Source organism: bacterium (genome assembly GCA_036504735.1).
Classification (GTDB): Bacteria; Electryoneota; RPQS01; order RPQS01; family RPQS01; genus DASXUQ01.
In genome coordinates this window covers 139,469-153,841 of record DASXUQ010000009.1, presented here as the reverse complement: position 1 = coordinate 153,841, position 14,373 = coordinate 139,469, and the positions used below count along the sequence as shown (strand labels likewise).

Below are 14,373 nucleotides of genomic sequence, written 5' to 3'. Positions count from 1 at the left end.
TTAGTTTCCTTTCAGATTGTCATTGTCGTGTGAGTGTCGTGTAACCATTCCCATGTGTAGTTCATCGCAGTAATGTGTTTCATATGCTTGCTCCGACAGTGCAGCAGCCCTATATCCAAGCGCGGATCGTTTGGTATTGGGTAGCAATGTGATTGCGCGATATCCTGGAATTCTTTAGCGATGACTTTCCAATATGTTCGTTCGTCTGCTTTCAGATACCCGAAGTAGCTTAGAGATAACCAAGCATCCTCGTCGTCATCCAGATTCACTAAGCCACCGCGAACAGTGTTCATCAGCGGATGGCCATGGGGAAGCCCGTCCCACCAGAAATGGTAGTCGCCGCCATAGCTATAGCACGTGTCACCCTTACCTGCAATTTCTGACCAAATGTCTGCTGCGCGTTGCTTCACGAGAATAACCTGGGCATTGGTTAGGGCTTCTCGCTTCAAGTACTTCCTCATTGTCGATCCTTTCCTATTTTTGATTAACAAAAAGCCAAGTCGGCGACCTGGCTTGGGGACAAAATTCGATAGCGAAATAGCTTTCTACATCGTATTTTCTTCCCCGAAACTGGGGCCATTTTCATTCTATATCTTGGCAGCGGGCACCGTTCCCGCGAAACTATTACGGTGAATTTTGTCGGCAACAAAAAACCGACAAAAGAAGATACGTTCCCAAACGGGCATTCGCCCGTAGGGAATCTATTTCATCTTTGCGTCGGTCGTAATTGGTGAATTCCGAAAGGGAATTCTATTTCATATATGGGATCGGAAGTAACGATAGAATCATTCCCCGATATACAAATATACACACTTTTGCAGAAAATGTCAAGGGGGTAAATGAAAAATATTTTCGCGGATGGGTATGATTCGGAATCTGATCTCCGGGCCATATCAGGATTTCATTTCGATGGTCGTGGGCTTGTACCAGCTAAAGAAATCGGGGTGCCGCCTACCCCGATTTGCATTGACGTCGAAATCATCTGTGATTAGATATCCCAGCGATCATCGCGCCGACCTGTACTATGGCCGGTCCAATAGTCGTTCGAGTCGAGGAGGGTTCGATAGAGCCCACGATGTCCTTCGACCGTGAACAGGAGACTGAACGTGTTCGAGATGTCGAACTCGTCCGGGAAATCATCCTCGTCGTCACAGTCATCGATCATCTCGTGGGCCTCATCTTCCTCAACATCGCAGGTCTGCATGACGGCCTTCACGAGGAGGTCGTCGAAAGTGGCGGTCAGCGTGTCGTGGGTCGGGTACGACTCGAAATGAACGACCGCACCCATCAGGTTCTCATTATCGTCGTACCAGAACCCGTCTTCGTCCTGCTGTAACTCGTAGTTGAAGAACCGCTCGATGTTGGCATCCTTCACGATCTCATAGTTCACGTCGCTGACTTCGTTCTGTTCGTCTTCCATGGGGTTTTCCTTTGGCCAGAGGATTGAGATTGCTTTCTGCCTCTTATGCCAGAATGTCTCTCTTATTTGGCCGCAACGTAGGACGAATGTCTCATTTTCTGGGCTGTAAGCGGGGATCGCTGGGACGAAGGCGTAAGTCCACCCTAAATGCCCCAGAATGCCTCCCTCTAAGCCATTGATATGGCAGAATTTCCGGAAGCCGGGCGCGCCAACCGAACCAATTTGCGTCATAAGCAGTGTATAATCAACCACATAGATTGCGGATCGGGCCATCCTATTGCGGCACTATAGGCCATTTCCGCTGGGGATCGCCCGTACCGGCGCATCGAAATGACATTCTGATGCGTCATCGGTTATACGTTATGCGGAAGTATCGCGGCTGGTCAAGAGTGACAATTTGAAGAGAATTTGATGACGGGTTCGATTGGGAATCACTTAGCTACCTCTGGTGAAGCTGTACCAGATTGCGAGGTTAATCTGTAAGAGATTGTTTCATCAATATTTCAAACACGAATCGCGGTGATCTACACTTGACTATGTCACTATTAATTCGTTAATTAATCGGGACGATCTATGCCCCTCTTATACAGCGTTCCGTCAGATCACTGGAACGGAAACCCCGGGCCGAAATTAACGGGTTTTGTGGACTACATAGTTCGAAGAGCATTGATCACTTACCAACGCAGTAATCACCTCATTAGCATGATGACAACCAAGACTGATCGAGTCCTGACGTACGGCGAACTATTCTGCGGCCCGGGTGGCATGGCCTGCGGGGCGACCCAAGTCAAGGCACATAGCGCCCACGGTAGGACGTATAGAATAGAACATACATGGGCGAGCGATATTGATCTCGATGCCTGCAAGACTTATCGCAGGAATATTTGCCCCGAAGACCCTGATAGCGTGTATCACAGCGATGTTCGGAAACTGAAGTTCACTCAGCTACGCAGCGTGGACATCCTTGCGTTTGGCTTTCCCTGCAATGACTTCAGCACTCTGGGTGAGCAACGCGGCCTGAAAGGCAATTACGGCTCTCTCTATAAGCATGCTGCTCGCGCACTCAAGTACTTTCGTCCCATGTTCTTTGTCGCTGAAAATGTGCATGGCCTCAAGCTACTGTCCAACGGCGACGGTTTATCGGCGGTGTTCAAAGAGTTTGCTGCTGCAGGCTACAAACTTGTCCCCCACCTGTACCATTTTGAAGACTACGGCGTGCCACAGGCGCGTCATCGTATCATTATTGTCGGTGTGAGATCTGATCTAAAGCATACATTCAAAATTCCGGCCCCGACTCATCACAAACATGTTTCGTGCAAGCACGCCCTTGAAAAATACCCAATCAAACCGGACACGCCGAACCACGAACGTACAATTCAATCACAGACTGTGATTGATCGGCTTAGTCACATCAAGCCAGGGGAGAATGCATGGAACGCGAATTTGCCTCGTCACCTGAAACTTCATGTTAAGGGCGCGTGGATCAGCCAGATCTACCGAAGGTTAGACTCTAGACTCCCCTCATATACGGTTACCGGAAGTGGTGGCGGCGGAACCCATGTGTACCACTGGAAAGAGAATAGGGCCCTCACCAATCGCGAGAAAGCGCGATTACAGACTTTTACTGACAAGTTTGTATTTGAAGGCAAGAAGGACAGTGTCAGAAGACAAGTCGGAATGGCTGTGCCGCCCCGTGCTGCCAAAGTGATCTTCAGGGCCATATTGAACACGATTGCAGGCGTGCCGTATCGATCTGTCGAGACGAATTTGCCACATATTACGCCACAGCCGCAAAAGAGATAGGAAAGACTTCGCAAGGCGCAGAAGGATTTCGCCACCACGATTAATCGAGCGCCTGGACAGAGATTCATATTGTGGACAATCTGACACCATCGCAGCGCCGAAGAGCAATGCAACATATTCGGGGCACCGACACAAAGATGGAGACTCGATTCCGCTCCGAACTCCACCGCCGAGGCTTTCGATATCGGAAGAATTACTCCCGGCTAATCGGCAAGCCTGATATAGTGTTTGTCTCCCGTAAGGTCGCGGTATTTCTCGATTCTTGCTTCTGGCATCAGTGTCCGCGTCACTCAAACGTGCCAAAAGCAAATCGGCGTTACTGGATTCCGAAACTCGCACACAACAAACAACGCGACAAAGAAGTGAACCGGTCGCTACGAAGATCCGGTTGGACAGTCATCCGATTCTGGGAGCACCAGTTAAAGAACAACTTTGACAAATGCATTATGCGCATTGAAAGTATCCTTACTAAGCGAGCGTGCTAACTTATATGTGCGGGCGCATTTCTTTCCAAGCCGAGGACCATGGGTAACCCCGAGATTGCCGAGCCTGTTCCGCCGAAAGCAGCCTCAATGGTTGAATCACTTCGCGCGTACGGCTATTCGTTACAAACCGCTATTGCTGACATCATTGACAATAGCATTTCTGCACGTGCGACACGTGTCTGGCTCGAATTTGTCTGGCGTGAAGGAGAATCTTACATCGCCATTTTGGACGATGGCATTGGTATGGATCAAGCTGAACTAGTGGAAGCCATGCGACCAGGAACACAGAGTCGTAGTGATAAGCGGGAACCAACAGATCTTGGCAGGTTCGGTCTCGGGCTTAAGACGGCTTCGTTCTCTCAGTGCAGAAGCTGTACTGTAGCAAGCAAGAAGAATTCAACGGACATATGCATTCGGCGATGGGACCTTGACTTTGTGAGTCAAACCAATACGTGGAATCTTCTCAAGAATCTGCGACCAGGAGTCGAGGGTGTAGTTGATCGCCTGTCGAATCTGGCGCATGGTACGGCGGTCGTATGGCAAATACTAGATCGTATTCTTGGACAAGATAACGGTCTGACATCGATTTCGAGGGACCGATTCTGGGCGTTGACAGACGAGGTAGAGCGGCATCTGGGTATGGTATTCCACCGCTTTTTGGCTGGCGTAAGTCCGCGGCTGAAGATCTACGTCAACAGTAATCATTCCGAAGAGTCAAAGGAAATTAGCGCATGGGATCCCTTTGCGATTAATCATCCAGCAACGGATCCATCACCCGTTGAACATATATCTGGATCGTGCGGCACAGTAACCCTTCAGGGCTCTGTTCTGCCGCACCGAGACAAGTTGGATGACGCAGCCTATGAGCTTTTCGGAGGACCGTACGGATGGTTTGCCCAGCAGGGTTTTTACGTCTATCGGAACGAGAGGCTTTTGGTGCCGGGACACTGGCTCGGATTAGGGATTGGCCGAACGTGGGTGAAAGAGGAGCATTATAAGCTTGCTCGAATAAGACTTGACATACCCACGTCAGCCGACTTTGAATGGCAAATAGATGTCAAGAAATCCACTGCGCGGCCCCCCAGCTCGATGCGTCCACGCTTAATACAGCTGGCAAGTGAAATTCGACGACGCGCGAGGGAGGTGTTCGTTCATCGCGGCGCATATGGACCCAGGCCTCGAGATGAATCACTCACCCGACTGTGGATTCCGCAACTGGATCCAGCTCGAAACAGATTCAAGTACCGGATTGATCGTGGCCATCCAATTGTGAAGGCCGCTATCGGCACTTTTGGGAAACGGCGTGAGGTAGAGTTGTTGGTGCGTATTCTTGAAGAGACTGTGCCTGTAGAGCGAATTTGGCTGGATGTTGCAGATGGAAGCAAAGCACCTGCGCAACCATTTGAAGGCTATGACAAACCTGAGATTCAAGATATTATGCAGCAAGTGTTCAATCGTCTCCTGTCCAGCGGCACATTGACCGAAACTCAAGCGCGCGAGACAGTCTCGCACATGGACGCCTTCCGACCATATGCATCGCTGGCTGAAAGACTAACCGCTAAAGAGAACTGAGCCCATGTCTCAAGACTCCGCATTTGAAACGGCGTTTGCCGTCGCTGGAAATCTAATTCGGTATGTTCGCGACCAGAATGGTGAGGCTATTACGCGTGATGTAATTGAGAGAGAGGTCAGCGGAGTCTTGGGAATGCGACCCGAGTGGACAGAATTGGATCGCGCCAGACTAATAGCAGAACTTGAAACCGTGTTCCGTTTTTGGATCGGCGACGCTACGACACTCCAGGATAACCGCGATCACGTGCGGTGGCTTGATCGACGTGCTCAGGAAATCAATTGGCGCTTCTGGTCACGATACCGAAGTTTTCTTCAGGAGCGGGGATGGGCCGACGCCACCATTGACAAGTTGGACAGTATGTGCACGGACATTCTCGGGTTACTGGAGGATCCGCAACGCGAAAATGCCTGGGACCGTAGAGGAATGGTAGTGGGCAGAATTCAATCTGGCAAAACCGCCAACTACATCGGCTTGATCAATAAAGCGGTAGACGCCGGCTATAAGTTGATAGTCGTACTTGCTGGCGTTCACAATAGTCTTAGGAGCCAAACACAAATTCGACTTGATGAAGGATTCCTGGGGTATGACAGCATTGACCAGCTCGGAACTCACGGTCGGCATACTGTCGGCGTAGGCCGCATTGCTCAATTCATTCCAAGCCCAGATACTATCACGACCAGAGCCGATAATGGAGATTTCAAGACTGATGTAGCGCAGAACTTTCATATTTCGCCTGGCTTGAATCCGTTGCTTTTTGTCGTGAAGAAGAACGGAAGTGTTCTGCGAAATCTTCTGAACTGGGTAGAATGGTCTGCACACGGCGGCGACGCGGGGCAACGCGCTATAGTGCGAGGTATCCCGTTGCTCTTGATCGATGACGAGGCCGACTACGGATCGATAGACACCTCAGAGCTGAGATTTGAGTCGAACGGTCAGCCGGATCTAGACCATGACCCAACTGTAATCAACCAGAGAATACGTAGATTACTTTATGCGTTTGAAAAGAGTGCCTATGTAGGGTATACAGCGACACCGTTTGCCAACATATTCATCCATGAAAGAGCCGCGACGCGTGAAGAAGGCGATGATCTCTTCCCGCGCAGCTTCATTATGAATCTACCGGCACCATCTAATTACACAGGACCGCGCGAGCTTTTTGGACTAGGGTCAGTCGGCCAGGAAGAGTTCCAACCACTACCGGTTATCAGGGAAATAGCCGACGCTTGGACCGATGACGTGGACGAAATCGACGGCTGGATGCCGCCCCGGCACAGCGCTGGACATGTTCCGACTATCGATGGTCGCCCTGAATTGCCGCCTTCCTTGCGCCGTGCACTTCTGTCGTTCATCCTATCTTGTGCAGCGAGAAATGCGCGCGGTCAGATGCACCGACACAAGTCGATGCTCATTCATGTCACACGCTTCGTCGATGTTCAACGAAGAGTGTATGATCAGGTTGTCGAGACTCTTCAGACTTATCGCACTCGCTTTCAGCGCGAGACAACCGAGTCAGTTGGTACGCTGAGAGAAGAGCTTGAGGACATGTGGATACGCGATTTTGTTCCCACAATCGAGGCGATTGAAGATGCTTACTGTGCCCCAATTACTTGGCAGGAGGTGGTCCAACACGTAATGGAGGTGCTGCTAGCAGTCGAGGTAAGACAAATAAACGGTACGAGCCGGGATGTTCTCGACTACACACTGCCCGATGCTCGAACGATCATCGCGATAGGAGGAGATAAACTGTCGCGCGGACTGACTCTTGAAGGTCTGAGTGTAAGTTACTTCCTTCGCGCGTCACGGATGTACGACACGCTGATGCAGATGGGGCGTTGGTTTGGATATAGACACGGGTACATTGATATTTGCCGCCTATTTACAACCGAAGAGTTGGCCAACTGGTTTCAGCACATTGCTGAGGCTGAGGAAGAGCTCCGTGAGGAATTTGACCACATGGCGGCGGTCGGGGCTACTCCACTCGAATATGGCTTGCGTGTCAGGTCGCACCCTTCGCTGCTTGTCACGTCACGTGTCAAGATGAGGCACGGAACCGAACTTGAATACACTTGCCATGGACGACTCATTCAGACACTTCGATATCATAGAATCGGGCCAGAGAACGCGCTGAACTACAGTGCGATGCAGGAGCTATTGAATGGCGCTCGTCAGGATGGGGCAATTCAGGTGGTAAGTCCCGTACGTCAGTGGCCGGACGGACGGCGCGAGGAATGGCGCAACAGCATACGGCTTAGCAACGTGAGCCCAATGAGAGTAATTGAGTTCTTGAGATCATACAGGTCGCACCCCGAGGATTTCCACATTCGAACGACCCTGCTAACGCAATACATTACCAACGAGATCAGTGCCGAGAAGCTTGCTAGCTGGGATGTACTAATAAGATCGGGAGACGGAACTACGGAACATGTGTGCGCTCCTGCGCGATTGCACACAGTGAAGCGTGACTGGCGAAGCGGCTTGTCAGACGAGCAAAAGGCTGACCTCGGCTATTTCTGGACGCGGTCTACGCTGACACCGCGTGACGAACGTATTGACTTAACAGATGACGAGTATCGGAGAGCTGGGATTCTGACCGGCGAGGAGGTGCGAATGCAACGTTCGACATCGCGTGGGTTGCTAATAATATATCCTCTTGACCCGACGATAATCGCACCGGAATCAGAGAATCCAGTTGTCGGATTTGCCCTCAGTTTTCCGAACGACACGGAGAGTCAACCTCTACGTTATGTCGTGAACAATGTATTCGAACAGACTCAAGAGCTGTGAATCATGGAGATCAGTCTCGAATCGACATGGGATAGTCTCTCCAAACAAGCAGAACGTAGAACCGGATGGCATTGCCAGCGTGTTATGCCCGACGCACCTGTAGCCATCTATGCAGCGGTGCATATGCCAGGGGACGCTCGGGCATTGATTATAGAGGCGCCGTCATCAGCTGTACCAGCAGCTATCAGGTATCCCGTTGCCAAGGGGTTGAGTATCTTTCCTTCGTACGTCATGGCTAAGGCCACAGTACAGATTACAATCGAGTTGGTGGACAATAGCTACTCAGATATATTCGGTGTTCTGGGAGAGGATCTTGTGAAGGTGGTGGCCGAGACTTTTGACGCGAAGTCTGCTGTACAGCAATTGATTTCGCGCCTAAAGAGATGGCAGTTGCTTCTACAGTCATTTCAGCCCAAGGGGCTCTCTGAGAACCAACAAATTGGTCTGTTTGGCGAGTTGTGGTTCCTATCCAAGCATCTACTTCCGTCAATGCTGCCCCTTGATGCCATTCGAGCATGGACTGCCCCTTATGGATCAAATCAGGACTTTCAAATAGGTGCATGCGCCTTAGAGGTCAAGACTACTACGGTCACGCTCGCAACGGTTCACATTAGCAATATAAGACAACTCGACGGCGCAGGGTTAGCATCCCTGATTTTGATCCACATCTCAACAGAGTTGCGGAGTGGCAGTGGCGAGACGCTGAATCAGGTCATAGACGCTATTCGCACAACACTGGCTGAAAATGACCCATCGGCTGGCCAGCTATTTGACGAGGGCTTACTGGCGGCAGGGTACTTAGACTCTCAATCCGAGAGATATGCCGGTAGGGGGTATCATGTCCGCAATCATACCTTCTTTATGGTCACCGATGGTTTTCCGCGGTTAGTCGAGAACCACTTGCCTTTTGGAATAGAAGACGTCGCATATACACTTGACTTGAAAGCAGGGCACGATTACATAATGAGTGATGAGGACGCGCAAAGGGAAATCCATAGGGCCGGCCATGCCAACCGATAGACAGCTTGAAGAGTACGTTCTGAATTTCCGAGCGGAAGTCATGGAACGCGCCAGGGGAGTCGCAGACGCGACAAGTGATGGGTCCGACTCGGATTTCAAAGAAAACGCTTTTACCCAGTTATTTACCGAGTACTTGACTGAGATCGGCGAAATTGACGATGCCGAAATCTGCTATTGTTTCAAGGACACAACACGCGGTCAGCTGAAATCGAACGCGTACTTCTTGGATGAAGACGGTTGCCGCATCGACATCTTCATCTCGCTGTGTGATGCAACGAGATCTTCCGACTTGGTCGGGCGCGAGGAACTCATCAAGGCTGCCAAGCGGGCGGTCCGGCTTCTGAAGTTCGCTTCGCGAGGAGAGTACCATCTGTTGGAGCCAGCGTCTGACCAATACAGCATGTTTCAGCAAATCAGCGATTGCAGCTCAAACCTCTCACAGGCACGAGTCTTTCTTCTCGTAGATGGCATCGCGACCACATCCGACATACAAGTCGATGGCGAACTTCCCTACTCTGTGAGGACTATCGTCTGGGATCTGAGACGACTATTCAGAAGCGTGGGAGATCCGCACTCGCAAATTGTTGTCGACCTTTCTAATGATGGTGCAACAGCTATTCCGTGTCTGGTTGCTCCTACAGCGAGCGTAGACTACAAAGCGTACCTGGCAGTCCTACCGGGACGACTACTTGCCGATCTATATGAGGAACACGGCACACGGCTCTTGGATTTGAACGTTCGCTCTTTCTTACAGGTTAAAGGAAAGGTCAACGCCAAGATTCGAGAGACACTCCGCACGAGTCCAGAACGATTTCTCGCGTACAACAACGGCATTACTGCCGTAGTAGACATGCTAGACGTCACCGATAATCAATCCGGAGGAGCGGTTGTTCGGATGCAAGGATTTCAAGTGGTGAACGGTGGACAAACCATGGCGTCTATCCATCGCGCCCACTTTGTGGATAAGGTGGACTTGCGGGAGGTATTTGTACCAGCAAAGATCTGCCTCATCGGTGACAACGACAGGGAAGAGGTCGTAAGACACATATCATTGTATGCTAACAGCCAGAACAAGATAAGCGAATCTGACTTCTCTGCAAATAACCCCTTCCACGTCCGAATCCAGCATCTCTCCGAGCGACTATGGAATCCGGGAGAGCGCAGCCGCTGGTTCTACGAACGAGCAAGAGGTCAGTATCAAGTCGCGAAGCAAAGGCAGGGCGCTACGCCAGCGCAGTTACGGAAATTCGAAGAGGCATGTCCACCGTCTCAGAAGTTCACCAAGACCGATCTTGCCAAGTTCCTTAACAGCTGGGACAAATTGCCGCAACTCGTAAGCCGTGGAGAACAGGCTAACTTTGTCGCGTTCATGGAAGCGCTAAGAGTGAAACTCGAAACGGGTTGGTTGCCGGACGACGTGTATTTCAAGCAAATGATAGGGAAAGCCATCTTATATCGGTCGGCAAAGAAACTAGTGCGAGAAAAGGACTTTCCAGCATATCGTGCTAACATTGTTACGTACTTGGTTGCCTACCTATCGCATCGGACCTCAGGACTGATCGATTTCGTGAATGTATGGCAGCAACAGGACATCGGATCTGGCGTGCTGGATGCACTCAATCTATGGGCCGAAGAAATATACAATGCTATTGTCGGGTCTGCGGCTGGCCGGAACGTTACCCAATGGTGCAAGCGCGAAGACTGCTGGCAGGCGATTAGATCACTGGATCTGAATCTGCCCGATTCCCTGAAGCGTCAAATTGAAAGCACCCCTCTGGAACACAACGGTGACGGTGAGCCAGCAAACAGCGAACACATCCCGCTTTCATTCGAGGATAGGGAGAACACGGCTCGTGTTATGGAAGTCGGTGCCGAGATGTGGTCTCGCATCGCAAAGTGGGGAAGGGAAACCAGCAATCTCTATCCAAGACAATGTAGCATCGCAGAGTCGTTAAGCCTATACGCGCTACAGGGATGGAATAAGAAACCGTCACCTGCGCAGGCAAAATCGGGAATGAAAATACTTCGGAAAGTCGAAGAAGCATCCGACATGCTCAAACCCAGCGCGTAGGGAAGGAATGAGTGGAATCCAGCCCAAGGAGACAGAAGAAATGGACGATGAGAAGACGCTACTGATAGACGCGTTGCTGTCCGCCCTGACCCTGCAGTGGTCAGACAATGGCAACATCATGGCCGATGCAGTAAGGGACAACTGCATGTCACTAATTGCGTCATTAACCCAGCGGACGTTCGATGAAATTGAGCATTTGGTCGATGCAAAACGCCAAGAGCTTCAGTAGACTGGTCCTGATGTGGCTAGGTTCGCTTTTATTCCAAGTGCACTATTCCAAGGGTCACAACACGCTCGTAAATCAAGCTAACAACCGCGCCGGATGTTCGTTATGAATCCTCCACCCACCGAGAACGCTCGATCATACTATCAAGAAAAACGTTTAGACGAGTGGTTCTATAGTCGAGCGCCCGAGTGCAGATTCCCAAGCAACGCCGATTACGTTTCGAGACTGAAGAGCATATCGGACTATCTTCGGCGAGATGTTTGGCCGGGAACAGTTACGGCTGCGTTGGCGACATCCCAGACTGTGGACAAGTCACCGCTCTTTTTGAATGACCACGGCGAAGGTCATATCCTGTGTGTGTTGAGACGAATGACTGATCTCTTGAATCATTCTCATCTTCTTCTCACGCCATATGAAACCTATGTACTCCTGGCGGCGACATATTTACATGATGTCGGCATCGTGTATGGCAGAAAGGAGCACGAGCTCAAATGTCACGAAGTTCTTGCGACCTTAGGGTCACGGGCCGGCGACGACGTGATTGAGAAGCTTATCATTGTGCGTATTGCACAATCGCATGGCGGACTGACGCCTACAGGGGAGAAGGACACGATAAGGAATTTGGATTTTCGAACGCGCATTCTGGGCGAGCATGTGCGCGTGCAAGTTCTCGCGGCCTTGCTCCGTCTGTCTGATGAACTTGCCGATGAGCGCGAGCGAGCCAACAGATTTATACTTGAGCACAATGAGAAATTGCTTGCGGGAAGCGAAATCTATCATGCTTACTCGTTTGCCCTTCAGAGTGCAATCGTAGAACCTCCGGACATATATTTGGACTTCGAGTTGCTGAAAAAGTATGCAGATCGAACATTGGCGAAGGAGCAGGGCTCAGTCTATCTTTTGGAAGAAATATATAAGCGAACACTGAAGGTGCAACAGGAAACGGTGTATTGCATGCGGTTCTTAAGGCCGCTTATTACGGTAGACCGTGTGCGTGTCAAGATTGATGTGTTTGATAATTATGACAGCAATACGTTTCTTGTGCCCAGGGAACAAATTGGCTATACGCTTGAAGAACCGACCGCTTATCCGGATTACTCCGGTAAGACGATTCAAGAACTACTTCCCAATCACGATTTGCCGTCCGGGGAAGCGCTGAAATCTAAACTCTGGCCCGAGACCCAACAAGAGGCTCCGAATGCCACACACTAACGTGAATCCATTCACCATTCGTTCTCCTGAAAAGTTGCCGGCTGACGATGCTGTAAGGCTGTTCGTGGATGTATTCAGTGATTTTCCGAAAGTGGCACAACAAGGGCATTGTTTCATTCATGGGCCCCGAGGATCTGGCAAGAGTATGATCTTCCGTTTCTTGGAGCCGGACTGTCAATGTCTTTCTAATAACACAACTATCACGAATCTCGATTTCCTGAGCATTTGGGTGCAGGTGAAGAACACCGAACTCTGCTTGTCCGAGCTGGATCGTCTTAAGGATGAGCACAGCAGCCTAGTGCTGAACGAACATTTCATGATTCTGTACATTGCCTCAAAGGCGTTCGAAGCACTTTCTGCGCTGAACATACCCGACTCTGGTACGCAGGAAGGCAAGGAAGCTAATGCGGCCTTCGTGAAGGGCGTGCTCAATCGACTACGACTCAGCGGGTGGAAGGGCGACGATGGTGTGATTGAAAGCAATGACCACACTATGTCTTTTAGGATACTCATCGACATCCTAAGCACTATCTATGCAGAGTTTCTGCAGTACGTGAAACGACTATTTAATCCGGGGCCGCACCCATATGACGGACCTTTGCTTGGGTACGGAGATTTCCTGCTTCCGACACTAATGGACCTCAAGAAGCTTCCGTATATTGGAGCGAAGCCGGTATACCTGCTAATTGACGATGCAGGGCACTTTAACCTCTCTCAAACAATGGTGCTGAACTCGTGGGTTAGCTCACGTACGAGTTCGGACGTAAGTATAAAGGTGTCCACTCAATACGACTACAAAACATTCAGGACCGGTTCAGGAAGAAGAATTGACGTTCCACACGATTTCTCAGAAATTGATATTTCCGAGATCTATACAACATCCCATGGCCGCTACAAGAAACGTCTTCGCGAAATCGTCCGGCGACGACTTCAGTTGCTGGACATAGATGTTGAACCGGATGATTTCTTCCCTCCCGATCTCGACCAGGAGCGCCAGATCACGGCAATTGCTGAAAGCTACAAAGAACGGGCGACCAGCGATCAGAGAGATTATAAGGGAATTGACGACGCAAAGCGCTATGCTAGACCTGACTTCATCAAGAGACTCGAAGGGATAAGCAAGTCGGGATCAACTTATTCATATGCCGGTTTCGAACAACTGACTCATATTTCCTCAGGCGTGATCCGTATCTTTCTCGACGCTGCAGCAATGATGTATAGCGAAGCGACGGTGGCAGGCTTACCGCAACCAATATCGGCGATTCCGGCAGGCATTCAAGACCGAGAAATCCGCAAGCTTTCCGACAAGCTTGCATTTTGGGAGCTTGAAAAGGAAAGCCAGGATCAGAGCCGCTTCAGACTCGATCCAGAGGATCTACGCCGACTCCACAATATGATTCGGGTGCTTGGAGGAGTCTTCCACCAGATACTGGTATCGGACAAAGCCGAGCGTCGAGTGTTTTCCATTGCCTTTAGCAACGACGCAAGCCGGGATGTGGAGAAAATACTCCGATTGGGAAGAGACCTAGGGTATTTCCATGTATCCTCTATAGGAAACAAGATGGGCACCGGCAGAACAAGGCTCTATGTCCTAACGCGCCAGCTGGCACCACATTTTAGATTGGATCCCACAAGCTTTGCAGGTTACCTATTTGTGACGAACGAGCGGATGGAGGAAGCAATGAGCAATCCGAATGCTGTTCTACGAAAGGCAAAAGAGAACCCTGACATACTGTTAGATACTCAGCAGTTGGCGCTGTTCGAAGGAGAGGATTGAGA

The 14,373-nt window shown here is 50.4% G+C and carries 10 protein-coding genes; 8 read left to right on the top strand and 2 right to left on the bottom strand.

All coding sequences use genetic code 11. The annotated features are described in order from the left end of the window. Positions 1-11: 11 nt before the first annotated feature. Positions 12-449, bottom strand: coding sequence for a hypothetical protein (locus VGL38_08125; protein HEY3295391.1), 438 nt, complete (start codon positions 447-449; stop codon positions 12-14). A 539-nt stretch (positions 450-988) separates the two neighbouring features. Beyond that, entirely contained in the window at positions 989-1,420 is a 432-nt protein-coding gene (locus VGL38_08120; GenBank protein HEY3295390.1) for a hypothetical protein, read from the bottom strand. A gap of 702 nt (positions 1,421-2,122) precedes the next feature. Between VGL38_08120 and dcm the strand changes: the two genes are divergently transcribed. The 8 genes from dcm to VGL38_08080 all read left to right on the top strand — a co-directional run bounded on the left by dcm (position 2,123) and on the right by VGL38_08080 (position 14,371). Next, positions 2,123-3,223: a DNA (cytosine-5-)-methyltransferase gene (gene dcm, locus VGL38_08115; protein ID HEY3295389.1), complete on the top strand. Its 1,101-nt coding sequence runs from the start codon at positions 2,123-2,125 to the stop codon at positions 3,221-3,223. Between the two features lie 524 nt (positions 3,224-3,747). Continuing rightward, complete coding sequence (locus VGL38_08110; GenBank protein ID HEY3295388.1) at positions 3,748-5,280, top strand: ATP-binding protein; 1,533 nt, start codon at positions 3,748-3,750, stop codon at positions 5,278-5,280. A 4-nt stretch (positions 5,281-5,284) separates the two neighbouring features. Further along, positions 5,285-8,065 (top strand): Z1 domain-containing protein, encoded by a 2,781-nt coding sequence (locus VGL38_08105; protein ID HEY3295387.1) that lies wholly within the window; start codon positions 5,285-5,287, stop codon positions 8,063-8,065. Positions 8,066-8,068: 3 nt separating this feature from the next. Then, positions 8,069-9,085, top strand: coding sequence for a PD-(D/E)XK motif protein (locus tag VGL38_08100; protein HEY3295386.1), 1,017 nt, complete (start codon positions 8,069-8,071; stop codon positions 9,083-9,085). Further along, positions 9,072-11,156: an AIPR family protein gene (locus tag VGL38_08095; GenBank protein HEY3295385.1), complete on the top strand. Its 2,085-nt coding sequence runs from the start codon at positions 9,072-9,074 to the stop codon at positions 11,154-11,156. Before VGL38_08100 ends, VGL38_08095 begins: the two co-directional genes overlap by 14 nt. A 40-nt stretch (positions 11,157-11,196) precedes the next feature. Continuing rightward, on the top strand, positions 11,197-11,385 hold the full coding sequence (locus VGL38_08090; GenBank protein ID HEY3295384.1) for a hypothetical protein: 189 nt from the start codon (positions 11,197-11,199) through the stop codon (positions 11,383-11,385). A gap of 366 nt (positions 11,386-11,751) precedes the next feature. Then, positions 11,752-12,594 carry a hypothetical protein gene (locus VGL38_08085; GenBank protein ID HEY3295383.1) on the top strand — a complete coding sequence of 281 codons (843 nt, stop codon included), beginning with the start codon at positions 11,752-11,754 and terminating at the stop codon, positions 12,592-12,594. After that, the gene (locus VGL38_08080; protein HEY3295382.1) at positions 12,581-14,371 is read left to right on the top strand and encodes a hypothetical protein; all 1,791 of its coding nucleotides are present in this window, start codon (positions 12,581-12,583) and stop codon (positions 14,369-14,371) included. Before VGL38_08085 ends, VGL38_08080 begins: the two co-directional genes overlap by 14 nt. Positions 14,372-14,373: the final 2 nt, after the last annotated feature.